This window comes from Arthrobacter sp. C9C5 (assembly GCF_013359735.1).
Lineage (GTDB): Bacteria > Actinomycetota > Actinomycetes > Actinomycetales > Micrococcaceae > Arthrobacter.
The window spans coordinates 1-21893 of sequence record NZ_JABFMX010000009.1; the positions used below are offsets into that span (position 1 = coordinate 1).

Annotated in this window: 19 protein-coding genes; 10 read left to right on the forward strand and 9 right to left on the reverse strand. The window is 69.1% G+C overall.

Annotated elements, in window-relative coordinates:
* Window positions 1-151: 151 nt before the first annotated feature.
* Complete coding sequence (locus HNO80_RS08565) at window positions 152-595, reverse strand: Rieske (2Fe-2S) protein (protein ID WP_175322434.1); 444 nt, start codon at window positions 593-595, stop codon at window positions 152-154.
* Between the two features lie 125 nt (window positions 596-720).
* Between HNO80_RS08565 and HNO80_RS08570 the strand changes: the two genes are divergently transcribed.
* The 5 genes from HNO80_RS08570 (at window position 721) to dhaM (ending at window position 6156) form a co-directional block, all read left to right on the forward strand.
* A complete protein-coding gene (locus tag HNO80_RS08570) occupies window positions 721-2862 on the forward strand; it encodes a S9 family peptidase (RefSeq protein WP_175322435.1) in 2142 nt (713 codons plus the stop codon).
* Between the two features lie 81 nt (window positions 2863-2943).
* Window positions 2944-3453, forward strand: a complete 510-nt coding sequence (locus HNO80_RS08575; protein WP_175322436.1) for an amino-acid N-acetyltransferase — start codon at window positions 2944-2946, stop codon at window positions 3451-3453.
* Window positions 3454-3854: 401 nt separating this feature from the next.
* Complete coding sequence (gene dhaK, locus HNO80_RS08580; protein ID WP_175322437.1) at window positions 3855-4856, forward strand: dihydroxyacetone kinase subunit DhaK; 1002 nt, start codon at window positions 3855-3857, stop codon at window positions 4854-4856.
* Window positions 4857-4858: 2 nt separating this feature from the next.
* A complete protein-coding gene (gene dhaL / locus HNO80_RS08585; RefSeq protein ID WP_175322438.1) occupies window positions 4859-5485 on the forward strand; it encodes a dihydroxyacetone kinase subunit DhaL in 627 nt (208 codons plus the stop codon).
* Window positions 5482-6156 carry a dihydroxyacetone kinase phosphoryl donor subunit DhaM gene (gene dhaM / locus HNO80_RS08590; RefSeq protein WP_175322439.1) on the forward strand — a complete coding sequence of 225 codons (675 nt, stop codon included), beginning with the start codon at window positions 5482-5484 and terminating at the stop codon, window positions 6154-6156. The genes dhaL and dhaM overlap by 4 nt, the downstream gene beginning before the upstream one ends.
* Window positions 6157-6173: 17 nt before the next feature.
* Here the strand turns inward: dhaM and HNO80_RS08595 are convergent, their stop codons facing one another.
* Window positions 6174-7010 carry an iron-sulfur binding domain-containing protein gene (locus HNO80_RS08595; RefSeq protein ID WP_349627298.1) on the reverse strand — a complete coding sequence of 279 codons (837 nt, stop codon included), beginning with the start codon at window positions 7008-7010 and terminating at the stop codon, window positions 6174-6176.
* Between the two features lie 246 nt (window positions 7011-7256).
* Between HNO80_RS08595 and HNO80_RS08600 the strand changes: the two genes are divergently transcribed.
* Entirely contained in the window at window positions 7257-7949 is a 693-nt protein-coding gene (locus tag HNO80_RS08600) for a hypothetical protein (RefSeq protein ID WP_175322440.1), read from the forward strand.
* An 85-nt stretch (window positions 7950-8034) separates the two neighbouring features.
* Here HNO80_RS08600 and disA read toward each other — a convergent pair whose 3' ends face one another.
* Complete coding sequence (gene disA, locus HNO80_RS08605) at window positions 8035-9111, reverse strand: DNA integrity scanning diadenylate cyclase DisA (protein WP_175322441.1); 1077 nt, start codon at window positions 9109-9111, stop codon at window positions 8035-8037.
* A 332-nt stretch (window positions 9112-9443) separates the two neighbouring features.
* Here disA and HNO80_RS08610 point away from each other — a divergent pair, with 332 nt between their 5' ends.
* Both HNO80_RS08610 and HNO80_RS08615 read left to right on the forward strand, forming a co-directional pair.
* Window positions 9444-11057, forward strand: a complete 1614-nt coding sequence (locus tag HNO80_RS08610; RefSeq protein WP_175322442.1) for a peptide chain release factor 3 — start codon at window positions 9444-9446, stop codon at window positions 11055-11057.
* 203 nt (window positions 11058-11260) lie between these two features.
* The gene (locus HNO80_RS08615) at window positions 11261-12619 is read left to right on the forward strand and encodes a protein kinase domain-containing protein (RefSeq protein WP_175322443.1); all 1359 of its coding nucleotides are present in this window, start codon (window positions 11261-11263) and stop codon (window positions 12617-12619) included.
* 49 nt (window positions 12620-12668) lie between these two features.
* On the opposite strand, the gene HNO80_RS08620 is transcribed toward HNO80_RS08615, so the two are convergent.
* Window positions 12669-13871 (reverse strand): PucR family transcriptional regulator, encoded by a 1203-nt coding sequence (locus HNO80_RS08620; RefSeq protein WP_175322444.1) that lies wholly within the window; start codon window positions 13869-13871, stop codon window positions 12669-12671.
* 99 nt (window positions 13872-13970) lie between these two features.
* On the opposite strand from HNO80_RS08620, the gene HNO80_RS08625 reads away from it, so the two are divergent.
* Entirely contained in the window at window positions 13971-15044 is a 1074-nt protein-coding gene (locus HNO80_RS08625; RefSeq protein WP_175322445.1) for a ferredoxin reductase, read from the forward strand.
* A gap of 11 nt (window positions 15045-15055) precedes the next feature.
* Window positions 15056-16258 carry a fatty acid desaturase family protein gene (locus HNO80_RS08630; RefSeq protein WP_175322446.1) on the forward strand — a complete coding sequence of 401 codons (1203 nt, stop codon included), beginning with the start codon at window positions 15056-15058 and terminating at the stop codon, window positions 16256-16258.
* 32 nt (window positions 16259-16290) lie between these two features.
* Here HNO80_RS08630 and HNO80_RS08635 read toward each other — a convergent pair whose 3' ends face one another.
* The 5 genes from HNO80_RS08635 to HNO80_RS08655 all read right to left on the reverse strand — a co-directional run bounded on the left by HNO80_RS08635 (window position 16291) and on the right by HNO80_RS08655 (window position 21853).
* On the reverse strand, window positions 16291-17001 hold the full coding sequence (locus HNO80_RS08635) for an EAL domain-containing protein (RefSeq protein ID WP_249777237.1): 711 nt from the start codon (window positions 16999-17001) through the stop codon (window positions 16291-16293).
* Window positions 17002-17203: 202 nt separating this feature from the next.
* A complete protein-coding gene (locus tag HNO80_RS08640) occupies window positions 17204-17830 on the reverse strand; it encodes a class I SAM-dependent methyltransferase (protein ID WP_175322448.1) in 627 nt (208 codons plus the stop codon).
* Between the two features lie 14 nt (window positions 17831-17844).
* Window positions 17845-19941, reverse strand: coding sequence for a heavy metal translocating P-type ATPase (locus HNO80_RS08645; protein WP_175322449.1), 2097 nt, complete (start codon window positions 19939-19941; stop codon window positions 17845-17847).
* 113 nt (window positions 19942-20054) lie between these two features.
* Window positions 20055-21536: a multicopper oxidase family protein gene (locus HNO80_RS08650; RefSeq protein ID WP_175322450.1), complete on the reverse strand. Its 1482-nt coding sequence runs from the start codon at window positions 21534-21536 to the stop codon at window positions 20055-20057.
* Entirely contained in the window at window positions 21536-21853 is a 318-nt protein-coding gene (locus HNO80_RS08655) for an SHOCT domain-containing protein (protein WP_175322451.1), read from the reverse strand. The genes HNO80_RS08650 and HNO80_RS08655 overlap by 1 nt, the downstream gene beginning before the upstream one ends.
* Between the last annotated feature and the right edge of the window lie 40 nt (window positions 21854-21893).

The following is a 21893-nucleotide window of genomic DNA, read 5'->3' on the forward strand; positions in this document are numbered from 1 at the left end:
GGCCCTCGCAGCCTAGGCTCTTACTTAGCCAGTCCAACTTTCAGGGACCAGTTCATTCCTTCAAGGAGGCGGCCGGGGCCTTTTTGTCGCGGGCGCGGTTGCTGCGGGCCCGGTTGCTGCGGGCCCTGGTGTTCGACGTGGGACTGCGGTGTCAGGCCGTGACGGTGATCCATTCGCCGTCGATGGCCGCCTTCAACTTGGCCAGCGGCGCCTGGGCCGGCCCGTTGAGCACGCTGCCGTCGGATCCCTTGAAGGAGGAGCCGTGGCACGGGCATTCGAAGTCTTCCCCGGCAGGGGCCACCGGGCAGCCGGCATGCGTGCACGTCGCGTCGTACGCCAGGACGGTCTTCTCGTCCGGCCGGAAGATCACCACCGTCTTGTCGTTGATTTTCCCGGTGGCCGTGCCGCCCACCGTCACGTCGCTGAGCTTGCCCACCTTGACCGCGGTGCCGGCCGGAACAGAGGGCCCGGCCGCCGTCGTCGCCGGGGTGCCGGTCGGCGAAGCGGTGCAGGCCGAAAGGGCCAGGGCGCTGCCGCCCAGGGCGCCGGCGCCGAGCAGTAGGGAGCGTCGAGGCAGGGACTTTTCAGGGTTCATGGATTCATCATGCCAACAGTCCCTGAGAGCCCGCTGCGATTTGCGCACCCTTGAATCTGAAAGCAGTGTTTCACTCTGAGTGAACGGGGTGTGATCCGGCGCACAAGGGGTGTTGAATCGAGGGCATGGCTTCTACCGATACGCAGACCCCGGCCGAACACCCCGAGACCCCGTTCCACGACCTGGACCATTACCTCGCTCTTCCGCGGGTGAGCGGCCTGGCGCTGAGCCCCGACGGCGGACGGCTCGTCACCACCGTGGCCACGCTCAACGACAAGGGCACCGAATACCGTACCGCGCTGTGGGAGCTGGATCCTGCGGGCCAGAAGCAGGCCCGGCGGATCACGCGCAGCGCCAAGGGCGAGGCCGGCGCCGTGTTCGCGGCGGACGGCAGCCTGTACTTCACTTCCGCGCGCCCGGACCCCGAGAGCCCGGACGCCGAGCCGGTCAAAGCCCTCTGGGTCCTCCCGGCCGACGGCGGCGAGGCCCGCGTCGCGCTCTCCCGCGCCGGCGGCATCGGCGGCCTCCTGGCCGCAAAAGAGGCCGACGCCCTCTTCGTCACGGCATCCGTCCTCGCCGGTTCCACCGACGAGGAGAACGACGAGGAGCGCCGCAAGGACCGCAAGGACAACAAGGTGGCCGCGATCCTGCACAGCGGCTACCCGGTGCGCTATTGGGACGCGGACTTGGGCCCCGCGCAGCCGCGGCTGTTCGCCGTCGAGCCCGGTGCGGAGCCGGAGCCCGGGAAGCCGGTGACGGTCGACGCCCTCCCGCCGGTCAAGCTGCGCAACCTGACCCCCGACGCCGGAAACGGACTCCGCGAGGCGGATACCGTCGTCAGCCCGGACGGGAAGACGGTCTACAGCAGCTTCACCCGGCCGCTCGCCAATGCCGACTCCCGTACCGTGCTCGTGGCCGTCGACGTCGCCACCGGCACCCGCCGGGTCCTGCTCGACACCGAGGGCATGAGCTACTTCCCCGGCCCGGTCAGCCCTGACGGCCGGACCCTGGTGGTGCTGAGCGAGACCGACACCACTCCGGAGCAGGCGCCCCGGATCGCGCTGCACCTCCTCGATGTCGACGGCTCCGCCGACAGCGACGGCTCCGCCGACGGCGATGCGGCGCTGACGCCGCTCGCGCAGGGCTGGGACCGCTGGGCGCACCCCGCGGCCTGGCTTCCGGACGGATCGGCCGTGCTTGTGACGGCGGACGAAGACGGGGCTTCGCCGGTGTTCCGCATCGCCGTGCCCGGCAGCGCCGGCGGGGACACCGCGCCCGTGCGGCTGACGGCCGACCCGGCCGCCTACACCGACGTCGCCGTCTCCCCGGACGGGCGGAGCGCCTATGCGTTGCGCAGTTCCTATGAATTTCCGGCGGAAGCCGTCCGGATCGACCTCGCCAGCGGCGACGTCACCCGGCTGCCGGCCCCGGCCGAGCGCCCTGCCTACCGCGGCAGGCTCGAGCGGGTGGAGACGACCTCGGCGGACGGCAGCCGGGTGCCCGGTTACCTGGCCCTGCCGGAAGATGCATCGGCCACAAACCCGGCTCCGCTGCTGCTCTGGATCCACGGCGGCCCGCTGGGCTCCTGGAACGCCTGGACCTGGCGCTGGAACCCGTGGCTGCTCGTGGCCCGGGGCTACGCGGTGCTGCTCCCGGATCCGGCCCTGTCCACCGGCTACGGCCAGGACCACATCCAGCGCGGCTGGGGCGAGTGGGGCAAGGCTCCGTTCCTGGACCTGATGGCGATCACCGACGCCGTCGAGCAGCGCCCCGACATCGACGAGACACGCACCGCGGCGATGGGCGGATCATTCGGCGGCTATATGGCCAACTGGGTGGCAGGCCACACGGACCGTTTCAAGGCTATCGTCACCCATGCAAGCCTGTGGGCCCTGGACCAGTTCGGCCCGACCACGGACTCAGCGCAGTACTGGCTGAAGGAAATGACGGCGGAGATGGCCGCGGAGAACTCTCCGCACCTGCATGTGGAGAACATCCGCACGCCGATGCTGGTCATCCACGGCGACAAGGACTACCGCGTGCCGATCGGGGAGGGGCTGCGGCTCTGGTACGAACTGCTCTCCAGGTCGCAGCTGGCGGCCGACGAGAACGGCGAAACCGACCACCGTTTCCTCTACTTCCCGGACGAGAACCACTGGATCCTGCAGCCGCAGCACGCCAAGGTCTGGTACGGCGTCGTCGAACACTTCCTGGCCAGGAACCTGCTGGACAAGGACATCCCGGTGCCGGACGAACTCGGTCTCTGAGCCGCCCGCCAGCCGCCGGCCCGGCCCGGCCGGCGCCCGGCCGGGGCGGGGGCGCAACGGGCCGCGCCGTAGGATTGGGCTGTGACTGAGACGATCCGCATCCGCCCTGCCCGCACCGGCGACGTTGCCGCCATCAAGACCCTGGTGGCACCCCTGGCCGACCAGCGGATCCTGATGGCCAAGGAAACCGTCGCCTATTACGAAAGCCTCCAGGAGTTCCGGATCGCCGAAGCACCCGACGGCGAGGTGATCGGCTGCGGCGCGCTGCACGTGATGTGGGAGGACCTGGCGGAGGTGCGCACCCTGGCCACCTCGGACGCGTGGCGCGGCAAGGGCGTCGGACACCTGCTGGTGGAGCGGCTGCTGGAGGATGCGAAAGCGCTGGGCATCTCCCGCGTGTTTTGCCTGACCTTCGAGGTGGGCTTTTTCAAGAAGCACGGCTTCGACGTGATGGCGGACCAGACGGCCGTGGATCCGGTGGTGTACTCGGAGCTCCTGCGCTCGCACGACGAAGGCGTCGCCGAATTCCTGGACCTCGCGCGGGTCAAGCCCAATACCCTGGGCAACACCCGGATGATCCGGACGCTCTAGGCGCTTCCCGCAGCTGCCTGAAACGGGGGTCTTCCGCCAAATCAACTTGGTGGATAAACTGATCCCGGCCCGATGGGGCGGGCCGCCAGCTTCCGGAGGCAGAAATTGCAGAATCGCGTGATTTTTCCAGATTTCTCCGCATTCCAAATGACGATCGATGCCGCGCCGGTGCAGCCGGACTCGCCCGGCGGTAACTGCGGCGGTAGTGCCGATGCCGCCGCCGCGCGCCGGCTGCAGCCCCGGGTGGCGCTTGGTCCGGACGCCTGGCCGAGCTTCGCGCCGGAGACTGCACCCGGATCCTGAGCGCCCCGGCAGTGGTTGAACCCGGAGCCTACCGCTGGCAGGGCCCCGGTAGTAGGGTCTAAGCAAGCAGCCAGGACAACCATCCAGGGAGCACAGCCATGAAGAAACTCATCAACGATCCCAAGGCCGTGGTCGACGAGTCAGTGGAGGGGTTCGGGCTCGCTCACGCCGACCTTGTGACTGTCTACCCGGATCCCAAATACATCGTCCGCAAGGACGCCCCGGTGGCAGGGAAGGTCGGGCTGGTCTCCGGCGGCGGCAGCGGCCACGAACCCCTGCACGGCGGCTACGTCGGAATGGGGATGCTCGACGCCGCAGTACCCGGCGCAGTGTTCACCTCACCCACCCCGGACCAGATCCTGCCGGCCACGCTTGCGGTGAACTCCGGCGCCGGCGTTGTGCACATCGTGAAGAACTACACCGGAGACGTGCTGAACTTCGAGACCGCCGCCGAACTGGCGCAGGCCGAGGGCGTGGAGGTCCGCACGGTGCTGGTCAACGACGACGTCGCCGTGCAGGACTCGCTCTACACCGCAGGGCGCCGCGGCGTGGGCGGAACCGTCCTGGTCGAGAAGATCGCTGGCGCCGCCGCCGAACGCGGCGACAGCCTGGACGCCGTCGCCGCCATCGGCGACCGCGTCAACCAGAACGTGCGCAGCATGGGCGTGGCCCTGAGCGCCTGCACCGTCCCGCACGCCGGGGTGCCCAGCTTTGAGCTCGAGGACAACGAGATCGAGATCGGCATCGGCATCCACGGCGAGCCCGGCCGGCACAAGATTCCGATGGAGCCCGCCGACGGCATCACCGACCGCCTGCTGGACCCCGTCGTCAGCGACCTCGGCCTCGCCCCGGGGGAGAAGGTCCTGTTGTTCGTCAACGGCATGGGCGGCACACCGTTGAGCGAGCTGTACATCGTCTACCGCCGGGCCGCGCAAAGGCTCGCGGACCAGGGCGTCACCGTGGCGCGCTCGCTGGTGGGCAACTACATCACCTCGCTTGAGATGCAGGGCTGCTCCATCACCGTCCTGCGCCTCGACGAGGAAATGACCGGGCTCTGGGACGCGCCCGTCCACACGGCCGCCCTGCGCTGGGGCGTCTGAACGTGGGGCTGGACGTCGACTGGGCCGTGCGGTGGCTGACGCTCTCCGCCGAGGCAATGGCCGAGCACAGGGTTGAACTCATTGAGCTGGACCGGCCGATCGGAGACTCCGACCACGGCGAAAACATGGACCGCGGCTTCAAAGCCGTGATGGACAAACTTGCCGAAGCGCCCCCGGAAACTGCAGGGGCGGCACTGAAACTCACCGCCATGACCCTGATGTCCAAGGTGGGCGGCGCCGCCGGGCCGCTCTATGGAACAGCCTTCCTGCGGGCCGCAACGGCCCTCGGGGACGCCGCCGACATTGACGCCGCCACGCTGGCCGCGGCGCTGCAGGCTGCCCGCGACGGCATCGTGGCCCGCGGCAAGGCCGAATCCGGAGACAAGACGATGGTGGACGCCTGGACTCCTGCCGTGGATGCCTCGGCGGCCGCGGCCGGCGAGGGCGACGTCCGCAAGGTCCTGGCCGCGGCGGCCGATGCGGCCGAGGCCGGCGCTGTGTCCACCGACCCGATGCTGGCCCGCAAGGGCCGCGCCAGCTACCTGGGGGAGCGCAGCATCGGCCACCGCGACCCCGGAGCTGTATCCAGTGCCCTGATCCTGCGCGCCGCCGTGGGGGCCGCCGAATGACCGTCCGGCTCGTCGTGGTCTCGCACAGCGAAAAGATCGCCGACGGCGCCGTCGAGCTCGCCGCCCAAATGGCGCCAGATGTCATGATCGTGGCGGCCGGCGGCACCGACGACGGCCGGATCGGAACCAGCCTGGAGAAGGTAATGGCCGCTCTGGAACGGGCGGCCGGGGGAAGCGGCATCGTGGTGCTCACCGACCTTGGTTCCGCCGTCATGACAGCGGAATCGGCGGTGGAGTTCGCCGCCGAACCGGAGTCCATCCACCTGGCCGATGCCCCGCTGATCGAAGGACTCGTCGCGGCAGCCGTTTCCGCCCAGACGGGGGCCGACGCCGGGACGGTGAAGGACGCGGCCGAAGCCGTCTACCGCCCCCCGGCCCACCCGCACGGGCCCGAACACGCGCACCAGCAGCCGCCGGATGCCCAGGGCGACTTCGAACTCGTCAACCAGGCCGGGATGCACGCGCGGCCCGCGGCGAAGATTGCCGGCGGCCTGGCCGGGATGGACGCCGACGTCACCATCAACGGGGTCGACGGTGCGTCCATGACGGAACTTATGATGCTTGGCGCCGCGAAAGGAACCGTCCTGCATATCGAAGCCAGCGGGGCGGACGCGGGCAAGGCGGTCGACTACCTGGGTGGCCTGATCAAGGCCGGCTTCGGAGAGCCCTAGGCGTAGTTAGGAGCAGGTCAGCCGGGCAGCCGCAGACCGCCCGGATGCAGCTCGGCCAGGCCGTCGCTGAGCAGCCCGGAAAGGGCCCGTTCCAGCTGCTCGGGCGCCGGGTTCAGCCGGTGCAGCGCCGCGAGCGGGACGCCAATTCCGTCAGCGTCGAAGCCCAGGTCCGCAGGGGCCTGCTCCAGCAGTTCGCGGGCCACCGGTGACTCGGCCAGGCGCAGGACGGCCATCACGGCACCGCGCACCTGACGGTCCGTCCCGTGCCAGGCCTGCCCCTTGGGCGTGTAGGTGGGGGGAGGTTCGCCGGCGGCGAGCCAGGCACACGCGCCGCGGACGGGGCATTGACCGCACTTCGGCGCCCGGGCCGTGCAGACCAGCGCCCCCAGCTCCATCACGGCGGCGTTCCAGCGCACCGAGGCGGCGCCGTCGTCGGGCAGCAGCTGCGCGGCCAGCCGCATTTCACCGGCCGTCAGGGCCGGCGCCGGCAGCGCGGTCCCGGTGAACAGTCGGGCGTGGACCCTGCGGATATTGGTGTCCACCACGGTCTCCCTGCGGCCGAAGGCGAACGCGGCGACGGCGGCGGCCGTGTAGCTGCCCACGCCGGGAAGTTCCAGCAGTTCCGGGTAACTGCCGGGAACCGCGCCGCCATGGTTGTCCACAATCGCGGCGGCGGCCGCGTGCAGCCGGAGCGCCCGCCGCGGATACCCCAGCCGGCCCCACGACCGGACAGCCTCCCCGGCAGGCTCCCGGGCGAGATCGGCCGGGGCGGGCCAGCGCCGCAGCCATTCCTCCCACACGGGCAGCACCCGGACCACCGGGGTCTGCTGGAGCATAATTTCGCTGACCAGCACACCCCAGGCGGAACAGTCCGCCGCCCGCCAGGGAAGATCGCGGGCGGTGTCACCAAACCAGGAGTCCAGGGCGGCATGCAGCTCGGCGAGCGGCACAGCCGGCGCCGGCGGGAGGACCGGGGCAGCGGGGAGGGCGGGGGAATCGGCTAAGGCTTTGATCGAACCAGCTTAATAGAGACGGGCACCATAGTGCGGCCAGCGGCGTGGTGGGCCGGCATAACCCGCGGCGTTATCTAGCCTAGAAGGATGGTCAGGCAAGGCAACTCAGGAACGCACGGTTCGGGACCGAAGGCTTCCGCCAAGGCAAAGACCAGCGGCAGGCCGGCCCGGAAACCCCTTAGCCCTGTCTACCGCCGACGCCGGCTCTTCGTCGGAGCCGCCCTGTTGCTGGTGCTTGCCCTCGTTGTCGGCGGTTTCGCAGCGATTTCCAACGCCCTCAACGGCGAAACACCGGCGGCCACTGCCGGCGACTCGACCCGGCCGGCCAATCCCGGCAGCACCCCCGCCAGCCCGCAGGCGTCCGCCGGGGCCCCGCCAACGGCGGGAGCTGGCTGCGACGAGACGCTGCTGAAGGTCACCGCGGCCACGGACAAGGCCGCCTACGCGGCTTCCGAGAACCCGCTGCTGACCCTCAAGGTCACCAACGGCAACAAGGTGCCGTGTGAGGTCAACCTCGGGACCTCGCAGATGGAGTACCTGATCACCAGCGGCTCGGACCGGATCTTCTCGTCCCGGGACTGCCAGGCGGAGAGCAGCGACCTGGTCAAGACGATCCGCCCCGGCGGCAGCGAGACGGCGAACTTCCCGTGGAACCGCAACCGGTCCACCGAGGGCTGCAAGGTCGTGGAGGCCCAGCCGGGCGGCGGCGGTGCCTACTACGTCTTCACTGCCCGGCTCGGCAACAAGACCAGCCCCAAGGCCGTCTTCCAGCTCGGCTAGTCCTTTTCGACTGCTCCGCAGGTGCCGTTGTGCGGGCCGGAAAGGGCCGCTACGGAGCAGCGGACGGGCTCTAGAAGGAACCCGTCTAGAGGAACCGGTCCAGCAGGCTGGCCTCGGCCATCCGGCTCAGGCCTTCGCGGACCGTCCGGGCGCGCTGGTCGCCGATGCCGTCCACCGTCATGAGGTCATCAATGGTGGCTGCCATCAGGAACTGCAGCCCGCCAAAGTGGTCCACCAGGCGGTCGGCGACGGCCTTCGGCACCGCTTTGAGGCCGGAAAGCAAGCGGTATCCGCGCGGCTGCACGACGGCGTCGAGGTTCGCCTCGCCGCCGGCGAAGCCGACGATGCCAGCGATCTTGCCCAGGTCGATGAGCTCGGTGGGCCCCAGGTTCACCAGGGCCTTGACGGCGTTTTCGATGTCTGCGGCGGAGGCGCTGGGGCCCGAGTAGTCCCGGATGATCACGTCGCTGCCCGGCCCGCGGCCCACCGTCAGTTCGTCCAGCTGGAGTGAGAGCAGCCGGCCGTCCTCGCCGAGTTCCAGCACGTACTGGGAGATCTCCTCGGAGATCCGCCGCACCATCTCCTGGCGTTGCAGGGTCACGGCCACATCGCGGACCGTCACCATGGCCTCGATCTCCAGGGCCGACAGCGAACTGGTCACCTGGTCCAGGCGCGAGCGGTACCGCTCCAGCGTGGCGAGGGCCTGGTTGGCGCGGGCCAGGACCTTTTCGGAGCCTTCCAGGACGTGCCGCAGCCCGTTCACATAGAGCGCGATGATCTGCATCGACTGGCTCACGGAGATGACCGGAACGCCGGTCTGGATGGCAACCCGTTCCGCGGTCCGGTGCCGGGTTCCCGTCTCCTGGGTCTCGATGCTGGAATCGGGCACCAGCTGGACGCCGGCCCGCAGGATGTTGCTCGCATCCTTGTCGCAGACAATAGCGCCGTCCATCTTGGCCAGTTCCCGCAGCCGGGTGGGGGAGAAGTCGATTCCGATCTCGAAGCCGCCCGAACAAATGGATTCGATGGTCCGGTCGATGCCCAGCACGATCAGGGCGCCGGTACGTCCGCGGAGGATGCGCTCCAGGCCGTCCCGCAGGGCCGTCCCCGGTGCCACCCTGGCCAAAGTCGCCTTGAGTGCATCTTCGGGACTCCGAGCCATAGGTTTACCCCTTCAAAGGTGCAGGACGCCGCCCGCAAGTACGCCGGTTTTGATGGTTATTCCATCGTTGGCCGGCAAGAACAAAAGTGCCCGGTTTCCCGTAAGCACCATCATAGAGGCAACGGCGGGCGGTTTCCGCACGGTCAAGCCTCAAAGTGCCCCATTTACCGTTGCCCGCCGGTCCCGCGGAGACGGCCGTCCGCCCGTCCGCGGAACCCGCGTTTTCGGCCGTCCGCCCGGGCCTGCCGCCGCCTGCGATAAACTTGTTGCCTAGGGTGTACCGCGGGCTCTCCGCGCCGTGACCCGTTCCCAGCCGCAGCGAAAGTAGCACCGTGTCCCAAGAAGTCCACAGCCCCGCCCGAGTCCACGAGATTCACAAGCAGGCAGCCCGGCGCCGGACCTTCGCAGTCATTTCCCACCCCGACGCCGGCAAGTCCACGCTGACCGAGGCCCTGGCCCTGCACGCCAAGGTGATCGGCACCGCCGGCGCGTCCAGCGGCAAGGCCAACCGCAAGGAAACCGTCTCCGACTGGATGCAGATGGAGAAGGACCGCGGCATCTCGATCAGCTCGGCAGCGCTGCAGTTCGCCTACCGCGACACCGTCATCAACTTGCTGGACACCCCGGGCCACGCGGACTTCTCGGAGGACACCTACCGGGTGCTGGCCGCCGTCGACTGCGCCGTGATGCTCGTGGACGCGGCCAAGGGCCTGGAAACCCAGACCATGAAGCTCTTCGAGGTCTGCAAGCAGCGGAACCTGCCCATCATCACCGTAATCAACAAGTGGGACCGGCCCGGCCTGGACGCCCTGGCCCTGATGGATGAGATCACCGAACGGACCGGCCTGCAGCCCATGCCCCTAACCTGGGCGGTCGGCATCTCCGGAGACTTCCGCGGCGTCTGGGACCTGCGCAACGACCGCTTCGCCCAGTTCAAGCGCAACAATGCCGGCGCCAACATCGCCCTGACGGAGTACTTCACCCCGGAGGAGGCCGCCGCCAGCCAGGGCGGCGACTGGTCCAACGCCGTGGACGAGGCCGGTCTCGTGATCGAATCCAACCTGGCGTTCGATGTGGACGCCTTCCACGCCGGCAAGGCGACGCCGATCCTGTTCAGCTCCGCCGCGCTGAACTTCGGCGTGAAGGAAATCCTCGACGCCCTCGTGGACTTCGCCCCGCCCGCTGCCCCGCGGCCCGACGTCGACGGCGCCGCGCGGCCCGTCGACGCCCCGTTCGCCGGGTTCGTCTTCAAGGTCCAGGCGGGCATGAACAAGGCCCACCGCGACCACGTCGCGTTCATCCGGGTCTGCTCCGGCGTCTTCGAACGCGGCATGGTGGTCACGCAGGGCCGGACCGGGAAATCATTCGCCACAAAGTACGCCCAGCAGGTGTTCGGCCGCGAACGCGAGGTGATCGACGAGGCCTTCCCCGGTGACGTCGTGGGTCTCGTGAACGCCTCCTCGCTGCGCGTGGGGGACAGCCTGTTCCTGGAGCAGCCGGTGGAGTTCCCGGCCATCCCGCTGTTCGCCCCCGAGCACTTCCAGGTGGCCCGCTCCAAGGACCCCAGCCGCTTCAAGCAGTTCCGCCGCGGCATCGAACAGCTCGAGCACGAGGGCGTCATCCAGGTGCTCCGTTCCGACATCCGCGGCGACCAGGCACCCGTGCTGGCCGCCGTCGGCCCGATGCAGTTCGAGGTCGTCGAGGACCGGATGGCGCACGACTTCAGCGCCCCGATGCGGCTTGAGCGGCTGCCCTACTCGCTGGCCCGGATCACGACTGCGGACGCGATGCCGGCGCTGGCCAACGTGCCGGGCGCCGAGGTGCTGCTGCGCTCCGACGGCGAGTACCTGGCGCTGTTCAACGACGTCTGGGCCCTGCGCCGGATCGAGAAGAACCACCCGGATCTGACGCTGGTGCCGATCGGCACGCACAACCCGGCTAAATAGCCTCCGGACACCGCCGGGAGCCCCGCCGGGGGTTCCCGAAATTTCCCGCCCGAAGGTCTTCCTGAATCCGCATTCCGCGATACCATAAGTAACCTTGCTAATTTCGCGGGCGCTTGCCGATCTGGCTGGCTTTTAGGACTGCTCTGTCCGATTCCACGTGCGGACCCGTTTTGAGGGAACAAGAAAACTCGTTGACAATAACTATGGAATCCGGCCTTCTGCTCAGCGGGCGGTACCGGATCGAAGCCCTCATTGGCAGGGGAAGCCAATCAACTGTTTACCGGGCGCACGACGAACTGCTGCAGCGCGAGGTGGCGGTCAAGCTCTTCCGCAATGACGCGGACGACCTTGAGCACACCCGTCGCCAGGGCCAGGAAGTGCGGATCCTCGCGGGGATGAGCCACCACGCCCTGGTGACCCTGTTCGACGCCGGCGCCGACCTCAGCAATCCGGACTCCCGGCTCACCTACCTCGTGATGGAACTCGTCCGCGGCCAGGACCTGCGCCACCGGTCCCTGCAGGGGCCGCTCTCCGCCGCGCACATGGCCCACATCGGCTACGACCTGGCTGACGGGCTGTCCTACATCCACCACCACGGGATTGTGCACCGGGACATCAAACCGGCCAACATCCTCCTGGTGGACTACAGCAACGACGACCGCCGCCCCCGGGCCAAACTGACCGACTTCGGCGTCGCGGCCATCCTGGGGCACAACCGCGCGGACGACGACGGCGGCACCTCCGGGACCCCGGCCTACCTCAGCCCCGAGCAGGCCGGCGGCGAACCGGCCGGCCCGGCCAGCGACATCTACTCGCTCGGACTCGTGCTGCTCGAGGGGCTGACCGGCAAGATGGCCTACCCGGGCGCACCAATCCAGTCCGCCGTCGCCCGGCTGCTCCACGACCCGCAGATCCCGGAGGAGCTCGCCCCAATGTGGGTGGCGCTGCTGTCCTCCATGCTGTCCCGCGACCCGGCCGCCCGGCCGGACGCCCGCGAGGTTTCCCTTGCCCTGCGCCAGGAAGTCATCAACGGCGCCGGCCGCCACCGGCAGCACCGTGCGACGGCGGCCAACGACGAGGACGGCCGGATGCGCGCCGTCGAGCGGTACCGGATCCTTGACACGCCCGAGGACGGCGTCTTCGACCGGATCGCGGCACTCGCTGCCCGGGTGTTTTCGGTGCCGGTCGCTATCGTCAGCGTTGTGGACCACGACCGGATCTGGTTCAAGGCCCACCACGGCACCGATGTCACCCAGATCGGCAGGGATCCGGGGCTTTGCGCCTCGGCGATCCTGCAGGACGGGCCCTGGATCATCGAGGATGCCGCGAGGGACGCGCGGACCCTGTCCAACCCGCTCGTAGCCGGGGAGTTCGGGCTGCAGTTCTATGCCGGGGTTCCGCTTCGCACCCCTGACGGATTCAACCTCGGCACCTTCTGCATCCTGGACCGGGAGCCGCGGGAGTTCACCGCCGAGGACACCCGGACACTCGAGGACCTCGCCGCGATCGTCATGAACGACCTTGAAATGCGGCTTCACACCCGCGAGGCGATCGCCAGCTAGCCGCCGGCGTCGCCGGGTCAGCGCTGGTCGACGGGTCAGCGCCTCGGGGTCAGCGCCTGCCGGCGTGCAGCGCGAGCTCCAGCTCAAACCGTGCCACCGGGTCCTCCAGCGCGTCCCCGAACAGCTCGCGCAGCTGGGCCGCCCGGTAGCCCACGGTCTGCGGGTGGATGCCCAGTTCGGCGGCCACCGGCGCGCGCTGTCCCCAGTGGCGCAACCAGGACAACAGGGTTTCGGCGAGCCGTTCGCGCTGCGCCGGGCGGAGCCCCTCGAGCGGGGCCAGGCGGCGGTTGGCCAGCTCGGTGATGGCGGAGGGCTCGGCGCCGAGGATCACCGCAGCGAGATGCTCATCCGCCCAGATCGGGGGGTCCTCCGGACCGTCCCGGTGCGGCAAAACCGATGCCGCCAGCACGGCCAGCCGCAGGGACTCGGGGACCTTCTCCCAGCCGCCGGCCGGCCCCACGGAGGCGCCGCGGCCCCGGAGCGCCTTTTCCAGGTCCTTGCGGGCGGACTTGGAGTTGCGTGCCGGGACCAGAGCCACGGCGTCGGTCTCGCGTTCGATCACCAGGGTTCCCGGGCCGAGCCGCAGCCGCAGTCCGGCGGCCCGGTCCACCGGCAGCGTCACCACCGTCATGCGCGCGGGCAGGGACCAGTCCGCCATTGCCGCCGTCTGGCGCAGCGCCGCCTCGTCCGCCTGCCCCAGCAGCAGCAGGTCCAGCAGCTCGGTGCGGCGCCGGTCCACCGCGCCGGCGCGTTCGGACTGCTCAAAAGCGTAGGCCTCGGCACTGACCGCGGAGAGCTCGTCGATGTAGGCCAGGATCGATTCGCCGAGGTCCACCACCACGTTCTGGCCCAGATGGTGTTCCACCGAGACCTTGGACATCTCGCGGAACGTCACGCGGGCGCCCATCCGGTAGGCGCTAAGCAGGGCATCCATGCTCCTGCCCTGCCGGAACTCGCCGCTGCCCAGGCCCGCCACAAGCTGCCGGCTCTCCTCGGAAAGCGCCGGCAGCGTGGTGCCCGGAAGCTGCAGGAAGCGGTCCAGGGCCGTCGCGACGCCGCGCCGCAGCCCCCGCCCGAAGCGGCCCTCGATCGGCCGTGCATAGGCGGGAACCAGCTGTGGCACGGCGTCGATGATGGCCTCCACGATGCCGGGCATCCTGGGCCGGAGCATGTCGCTGACCTCCTTCGGCAACGCCAGCCACGGCGGGTCGTAGGCGGGGTAGCCGGGGTGGCCGGCGGGAGGAGCATCCATGGCGGGTATCCCAAAAATTGTTTCGTAGAGATAGTTTCTTTGAGTCGATCGTATGCCTTGAGTGAAGAATTATGACTCAGCCTGACATAGGCTTATTAGATGATCCGGCTCCGTAAGCTGGCGCGCGCCGCATCTCTACTGACCACCCCACTAGCTCCAGAAGACATTCTGTCGCTGTTCAACCCCGTATTTTCTGCCCGCCAGTTGCGCGGCGTGGTTACCCGGGTGGTTCCAGAAACGGCCGATTCCGCCACCATTTTCTTCCGTCCCGGCCGAGGCTGGCAAGCGCACCGCGCAGGCCAGTGGGCCCGCATCGGCGTCGAACTCAACGGCGTGCGCCACTGGCGGTCCTATTCGCTTAGCGCGCCCGCCGGCGAGGACCCCGCCATCACCGTCACGGACATGGGTGCCGTCTCCGGGACCCTGGTCCGCACCACCAAGCCGGGCGACGTTCTCTTCCTCGCGCCGCCGCAGGGCGACTTCGTCCTCCCCGAGCATCCGCGCCCGCTGCTCATGCTCACCGCGGGCAGCGGCATCACCCCGGTGATGTCGATGGTCCGCACGCTTGTCCCGCACCGTCCCGATGCCGACGTCGTCCTCATCCACACGGCGCGGACGGCGGCGGACGCCATCTTCCGCGAAGAACTGGCCGAACTCGCAGACCAATTCCCCAATTTCAAGGTCACCCACTGGTTCACCGGGGAACGCGGGCGGCTCGATTTCAGCTCCGCGGCCGGGCTTGACGCGCTGTGCCCGGACTGGCGGGACCGCGCCGCCTACGCCTGCGGCCCCGAGGGCTTCCTCGACGCCGCAGAGGCGCTCTGGGAATCCGAAGCGGCACCTGGCACCTCCGACACGGCGGCAACCCTGACGATCGAACGCTTCAGCACCAGCCTGGCCGGCGGCGAGGGGCACGACGGCGGTCTGGTGACCTTCGAAGCCTCCGACCGTGAAGTCGAAGCCGACGGCGACACGCCCCTGCTCGACGTCGGCGAGGACGCCGGCGTGCTGATGCCCAGCGGCTGCCGGATGGGCATCTGCCACAGCTGCCTCATCCCGCTCCGGGCCGGCCAGATCCGCGACCTGCGCACGGGCGAAGTCCACGGCGAGCCCGGCCAACTAATCCAAACGTGCGTTTCGGCAGCCGCCGGACCCGTTAACCTCGACCTCTGAGGAGAAACCACATGACCACACTTACTGATAAGCCGGATACTGCCGAAGGCGGCAGCACTGGCGCCCAGTCCGGATCCGCCGTCGTCGCCGCCGTAAAGAAGCGGCCAGGGGCGCTCGCCGAGACGGGCAGCCCGCTGCTCCGCCCGCCCGCCGCAGCGCACCTCTCGGACGAGCAGGTCGCGGAGCTGGGCCGGGAACTCGACGCCATCAAGGACGACATCCTCGCCAAGCGCGGCTCCTCCGACGCCGCCTACATTCGCCGCATGATCAAGATCCAGCGCGGATTGGAGATCTCCGGCCGCGCCGCGCTCCTGGTCAGCAAGAACAAGGCCGCCTGGGTCACCGGCACCACGCTGCTGAGCTTCGCCAAGATCCTGGAAAACATGGAGCTGGGGCACAACATCCTGCACGGCCAGTGGGACTGGATGCGCGACCCGGACATCCACTCCACCACCTGGGAGTGGGACTTCGTCACCCCGGCGCGCTCCTGGCAGCACACCCACAACGACCTGCACCACCGCTGGACCAACGTCGTCGGCAAGGACAACGACATCGGGTACAACCTGCTGCGCATGGACCCGCAGCAGGAATGGAAGCCGTTCAACCTCGGCAACCCGCTCTACAACGCGTTGCTGGCGCCGGTCTTCGAGTGGGGCATCGCGGTCTACGACCTCGAACTCGTGGACTACCGGGAGGGCAGGAAGTCCAAGGAAGCCCTGGTCAAGGACCTCAAGGCGCTCGGCCGCAAGGCCCTCAAGCAGTTCACCAAGGATTACGCCGCCACGCCCGCCGTCGCCATGCTCACCGGCTCCGGCAAGCAGGCCCTCTACGGCACGCTGACCGCCAACGCGGTCCGCAACGTCTGGGCCCACGCGGTGATCTTCTGCGGGCACTTCCCGGACGGAACGGATACGTTCACCGAGGAAATGGTCGACGGCGAGACCCGCGGCGACTGGTACGTGCGCCAGATGATCGGCTCGGCCAACATCTCCGGCTCCAAGTTCATGCACCTGATGACCGGCAACCTCTCGCACCAGATCGAGCACCACCTCTTCCCGGACCTGCCGTCCAACCGCTATGCCGAGGTGGCCCCGAAGGTCCAGGAGATCTGCCGGCGCTACGGCCTGCCGTACACCACGGGCCCGATCTGGAAGCAGGTCGGCTCCACCTGGGCCAAGATCTTCCGGCTGGCCCTGCCGCCGAAGAAGGCCTAGGCGCCCGGGTCCGCCGGGGGATGCGGTAGACGCTAGGCGGTGCTGCTGAGAACCGACTCCTGGTGGACCCGGGGGAGCTCCTCGAAGGCCGGCTTCCCAAACCAATATCCCTGGAACAGGCGGATGCCGGTTGCCTTCAGGGCCAGGAACTCCGCTTCCGTCTCGATGCCTTCCGCGAGCACCGTGATGTCCAGCTCCCTGGCGATGCCGACGATGCCGGCGATCACGGCCTGGCGGGCCGGGCTGGCGTCGATCCCTCGGATGAGTTTCATGTCGACCTTGATCAGGTCGGGCTGGAAATCGACCAAGAGGCCAAGTCCCGCATGGCCAGCGCCAAAATCGTCGATCGCGGTGGTGAAGCCGTGCTTGCGGTACTCGGTGATGATATTCGTGAGGTGCGCCGTGTCCGAGACCTCCTCATTTTCGGTGAATTCGAACATGATCGACGACGTCGGAAAGCTGCATCGCGCGGCTGCCTGCAGCGTCGCACGAAGGCATGCAGCCGGTTCGTAGACCGCGTTGGGCATGAAGTTGATCGACAGCATCAGATCCTCACCCGCAGGAAAGAGGCGGGATGCCAGCTCGATGGCCTTAACGCGGCAGGCCTGGTCAAAGCGGTACTTCTGCTCCGGTGAGACTTTTGACAGAACGTCATACGCCCCCTCGCCCGACAAGCCTCTGACCAGGGCCTCGTAGCCCCACACGCGACCGGCAACGGCGTCGTAGATCGGCTGGAAAGCCATGCTGAAGTCAAAGTCGAGTCTTGGAGACGCAGTGCAGCCGTCACATGCCATGTGGGGGGTCCTTTCGATGATTACGTCCACTGTAGGGCAACAGGCGGCGCCGGGATCCCGCCAAGTCCGGGGTGGAAAGCGCGTGTCGCGAGCCTCTCCCGACCCGCTGTGACGGACCCGTGTCCTTGGTGCGGCCGCCCGCGGGTTAGCCCTAGACCTTGACCGCCACCCCCAAAACGTGGGCGAGCGGCGGATTGCCGGGCAGCACTGCGAAGCCGAAGCGGTCCAGGGACTCGACGGCCAGGCCGGCCCGGACGATGGTGGCCGCAGTGTCCCGGTTGGGGTGGCAGCCGCCGGCCAGGCGGCTCCAGAGCGGTGTGAGCAGGTCCTCGGCGAACCCCAGCACGCGGTGGGCGGAGCGGACGTGCTCGTAGAACAGGAGCTGGCCGCCCGGCTTGAGGACCCGGACGGCTTCGGCCAGGGCGGCGGACGGCTCGGCCACGCTGCACAGCACGAGGCTCGAGACGACGACGTCCACCGAGCCGTCCGGGGCGGGCAGCGACTCGGCGACCCCGTCCAGCACGGTGACCGGCACCGGCGCCGTCGCGGCGGCGGCCAGGGCCAGCGCCCGGAGCGTGGGGTCCGGTTCGAGCGCCAGCACCCCCGTCACCGCGGACGGATAGAACGGGAAGGTGGCCCCGTAGCCTGCCCCGATTTCGACGACGGCGCCGTGGGCCGCTTGAACGAGGCGCCGCCGGTGGTCGGCCGCCCCGCGGGCGTCCATCCGGGGCCCGACGCGGGCATAGGAGCGTCCGAACGACGGGGTGTGGGCATCCATGGGCGTCCTTCCGTTCAGCGGACCTGGGCCGGGTTGAGCTTCAGGCGCCGCAGCAGCTGGGCGTTCAGCGCCACCACGATCGTCGAGGCGGACATCAGCACCGCTCCGGCCGCGGGGGAGAGGACGACGCCGGCGAAGGCAAGGGCGCCGGCGGCCAGCGGAACGGAGACGATGTTGTAGCCGGCGGCCCAGATGAGGTTCTGCCACATCTTGCGGTAGCTGGCCCGGGAAAGGTCCAGCATGGACAGGACGGCCCGGGGGTCGTTGCCGGCCAGGACGACGCCAGCGGATTCCATCGCGACGTCGGTACCGGCGCCGATCGCGATGCCGACTTCGGCCCGCGCCAGCGCGGGGGAGTCGTTGACGCCGTCGCCCACCATCGCCACCTTCAAGCCGCGGGACTGCAGTTCGGCGACTTTCTTGTCCTTGTCGGCCGGTAGGACCTCGGCGAAGACCTCGTCGATGTTGAGTTCCTCGCCGACGGCGCGGGCCACCTGACGGGCGTCGCCGGTGATCATGGCGACCTTGATGCCACGATCCTGCAGGGCCTTTACGGCCTGCCGGGACTCGGTCCGCACGGCGTCCTCGAGACTCACGGCCCCCAGAATCTTGTGCCCGTCAATGACGTGGAGCACGGCCGCGCCGCGGTCCATCCAGGCCCGGGTGGTACTTGCCAGTGCCTGCGGTTCTGCCGCTTCGAGGTCGCGGAGCAGGGCCGGGCCGCCGACCTGGATGGTCCTGCCGCCGACCGTGGCGCGGACGCCGCGGCCGGTCATGGACGAAAACTCGGTAGCCGCCGGAATCTGCAGGCTCTGCTGGCGCGCCGCCCGGACGATCGCACGTGCCACCGGGTGCTCGCTGTCTGCCTCGACGGCTGCGGCCAGTGCCAGGAGACTGTCCCGGTCCACGCCCTCGGCGGTGGCGACGTCCTTGAGGGCGGGTTCGCCCTTGGTGAGGGTCCCGGTCTTGTCGAAGAGGACGACGTCGACGGTCCGCATCCGTTCCAGAGCCATCCGGTTCTTGATCAGGACCCCGGCTCGGGCGGCCTGTTCCGTGGAAATCGCAATGACCAGCGGGATGGCCAGGCCCAGGGCATGCGGGCAGGCGATCACGAGCACGGTGACGGTGCGGCTGACGGCGTCGGGAATGCTGCCCAGCAGGGACCAGACGATGAACGTGATGACGCCGGCGCCGGCGGCGAAGTAAAACAGGAACGCTGCAGCCCGGTCGGCCAAAGCCTGGGCCTTGGACGAGGAGGCCTGCGCCTCGGCCACCAGCCGCTGGATCCCGGCCAGGGCGGTGTCATCCCCGACGGCGGTGACCTGCACGCGGACCGTGTTGTCCGTGGCCACGGTCCCGGCGACGACCTTGTCTCCGGGTGAGCGGAGCACTGTCTTGGATTCGCCGGTGATCATCGACTCGTCGAATTCGGCCTGGCCGTCGACGACCACACCGTCGGCCGGCATCCTTGCTCCGGAGCGGACCAGGACGGTGTCCCCTGCCACGAGTTCGCTGACTTTGACGGTCTCCGTGCCCGCTGCCGTGATCCGGTCCGCCTCGTCCGGCAGCAGTGCGGCGAGGGCGTCGAGCGCGCCCCGCGCCGAGCCGAGGGCGCGCATCTCGATCCAGTGCCCCAGCAGCATGATCGCCACCAGCAGGGCCAGCTCCCACCAGAAGTCGAGGTCAAACCCCCCGATGCCCAGGCTCGTGACCCACGAGGCGACGAAAGCGACGCTGATGGCCATGGCGATCAGCAGCATCATGGCAGGTTTCCGGCTCTTCAGTTCATCCAGCCCACCCTTGAGGAAGGGCTGCCCGCCATAGAAGAAGATGACGGTCCCCAGTACCGGCGGGATCCAGGCCGAACCGGGGAAAACCGGGGGCGCGTAGCCGAGCAGGTGTCCGAACATGGGGCTGAACAGCACCACCGGGACCGCCAGCGCCAGCGTCAGCCAGAACCTGTTCTTGAACATCGCGACGCTGTGGCCGGCGTGCTGGCCATGGCTGTGCACGAGGTGCTCATCGTCCCGGCCGGGCTGTGCTTGGTGGTGGCCGGAGTGGCCGGTGCCGGCCCGCAGTTGGTCAGTCTGTCCGCTGTGCTGGTGGTCCATGGTTCCTGCCTCCGGAGAAGTCGCGGCTGTCCTGTTGCCGACTCCAAACATACCCCCGGGGGGTATATTTGGCAATAGCGTCGTTGGATCGGCCAGGCACTCCGAACCCGGGGTCAGCGCACCTCGATGACGCCCATCATGCCGAGGTCCTCATGGTCCAGGATGTGGCAGTGGTAGACGGAGCGGCCGGTAAAATCCCGGAATGCGATCCGGACCGTGCACTGGCCGTTGGCCGGCACGTTGACCACATCGCGGAGAACCGCCGTCTCCAGGGCGCGGCCATTCTCCGCTATGAGCTGCATCGGCCACACGTGCAGGTGGAAGGGATGGTCCATGGGGCTGCGGTTGACCAGGACCCACTCCTCAACCGTCCCGGCGGCGACGGTGGTGTCCGTCCTTCGCTCGTCGAAGGTCAGGCCGTTAATGGTGAAGCCCATCATTCCCGCGCCCATTCCCGCACCCATTGGCGTGGCGAGAATTAGCTGCCGGCGCGCGGCGACGGCGGCGGAGCGCAACTCAGGCGGGGCGGCCCCGGCCGAAATGACGGGGGCCGGCGGGGCCGGGTCGCCGGCCACGTCCAGCGTTGCCAGGGTGGTCCCGGCCGGATCCGCCGTCCCGTCCTGCTCCGCCGGCAGGCCAGGGCCCATGCCGCGCCGGCTCATCCCGGGCATGGTCCCGCGGTCATAAGGCACCGCGCGCAGTTCGGATTGCCCGAGGGCGGCCGTGACCAGCAGCTCCGCCCGGTTCCCCGGCGCCAGCAGCACTTCCTGCACGTCCGACGGCGAGCGGAACCGCCCCGAGTCCATGCCCAGGAGCTGCAGCTTTTGTCCGTCCAGCCGCAAGCGCAGGTACCGGGCCACGCAGCAGTTCACAATGCGCCACCGTTCCCGTTGCCCCGGCCGCGCCGCCAAACGGGGATTGGCTTGGCCGTTGACCAGCAGGAGCGCACCCTCGCGCCCGACCATCCGGTCCTGCTGCGAGGCCTCGGCCACGTTCCCGGCACCGTCCAGGCTGGTGTCCGAGACGAGCAGTACGCGTTCGGCGCTCGCGGGCACCGGCACGGGATCTTCGACGATGATGGCGCCGAAGAGGCCCGCGAAGATCTGGTCAGAGACCCGGCCGTGGTGATGCGGGTGGTACCAGTACAAGCCTGGCGGGTGCCCGGCCGGGAGTTGGTATTCGTAGTCGAAGCTGCTGCCAGGGTCCACGGCCACGAACACGTTGTCGCCGTTGCCCTGGGGCGAGACGTGGAGTCCGTGCAGGTGCAGGTTGCTGGGTTCGGCCAGCTTGTTGACCAGTTTGAGCCTCAGCACGTCCCCGGCGCGCAGCCGGAGGGTGGGTCCGGGGATGCCGCCGTTGTAGCCCAATGCCCCCGCCTGCCGGCCGGCCAGCGGGAACTGGCCCGGGGCCGCCTGGAGGCTGGCTTCCAGGATGCCGCCCGAACTGCTGAACGACGGCGGTTGCCCCAGGGGCTCTCCGGTCACCGGCGACGGCCGCGAGTTGAGGGACCACCACAGGCCGGCGCCCCCGGCAACGGTTCCGGTCAGGCCGACTCCGCCCAGCAACAAGGCGCTGCGGCGGCTGATAGGAGGCACTACGGCCCCTCGCCGAGTTCCCTGACGTGCTCGCGGTACTGCTCTGCCGTCAGTTCGCCTTTCGCGAAGCGCTCATCGAGGATGAGCCGGGCCTGGCTCCTGCCGCCCGGGGTTCCAGGGCTCCGGCCGGGCGTGCCCGGCTGGGGGGAGGGACCGGGGTGGCCGTAGGGTCCGGGGTGGCCTGGCCCGGGCTGCGCTCCGCCGCCGGGCCCGCCGAAGATCCGGACCGCGAGCAGCACCAGCACAGCGATTCCGACGAGGAACAGCACCCCCCACAGCCACATCCACCACAGGTTCTGCCCGTAACCCCACATCATGACTGTTCCCTTCGCCAACGGAAGCTACTGGTCCCATGGT

Coding starts and splice junctions, on each gene's coding strand:
- HNO80_RS08620 (WP_175322444.1), bottom strand. CDS start 13,871: ATGGATGCTCCTCCCGCCGGCCACCCCGGCTACCCCGCCTACGACCCG.
- HNO80_RS08600 (WP_175322440.1), top strand. CDS start 7,257: ATGGTCAGGCAAGGCAACTCAGGAACGCACGGTTCGGGACCGAAGGCT.
- HNO80_RS08645 (WP_175322449.1), bottom strand. CDS start 19,941: ATGGACCACCAGCACAGCGGACAGACTGACCAACTGCGGGCCGGCACC.
- HNO80_RS08615 (WP_175322443.1), top strand. CDS start 11,261: ATGGAATCCGGCCTTCTGCTCAGCGGGCGGTACCGGATCGAAGCCCTC.
- HNO80_RS08640 (WP_175322448.1), bottom strand. CDS start 17,830: ATGGATGCCCACACCCCGTCGTTCGGACGCTCCTATGCCCGCGTCGGG.
- HNO80_RS08565 (WP_175322434.1), bottom strand. CDS start 595: ATGAACCCTGAAAAGTCCCTGCCTCGACGCTCCCTACTGCTCGGCGCC.
- HNO80_RS08635 (WP_249777237.1), bottom strand. CDS start 17,001: ATGGCTTTCCAGCCGATCTACGACGCCGTTGCCGGTCGCGTGTGGGGC.
- HNO80_RS08625 (WP_175322445.1), top strand. CDS start 13,971: ATGATCCGGCTCCGTAAGCTGGCGCGCGCCGCATCTCTACTGACCACC.
- dhaM (WP_175322439.1), top strand. CDS start 5,482: ATGACCGTCCGGCTCGTCGTGGTCTCGCACAGCGAAAAGATCGCCGAC.
- HNO80_RS08630 (WP_175322446.1), top strand. CDS start 15,056: ATGACCACACTTACTGATAAGCCGGATACTGCCGAAGGCGGCAGCACT.
- dhaK (WP_175322437.1), top strand. CDS start 3,855: ATGAAGAAACTCATCAACGATCCCAAGGCCGTGGTCGACGAGTCAGTG.
- HNO80_RS08570 (WP_175322435.1), top strand. CDS start 721: ATGGCTTCTACCGATACGCAGACCCCGGCCGAACACCCCGAGACCCCG.
- HNO80_RS08655 (WP_175322451.1), bottom strand. CDS start 21,853: ATGATGTGGGGTTACGGGCAGAACCTGTGGTGGATGTGGCTGTGGGGG.
- disA (WP_175322441.1), bottom strand. CDS start 9,111: ATGGCTCGGAGTCCCGAAGATGCACTCAAGGCGACTTTGGCCAGGGTG.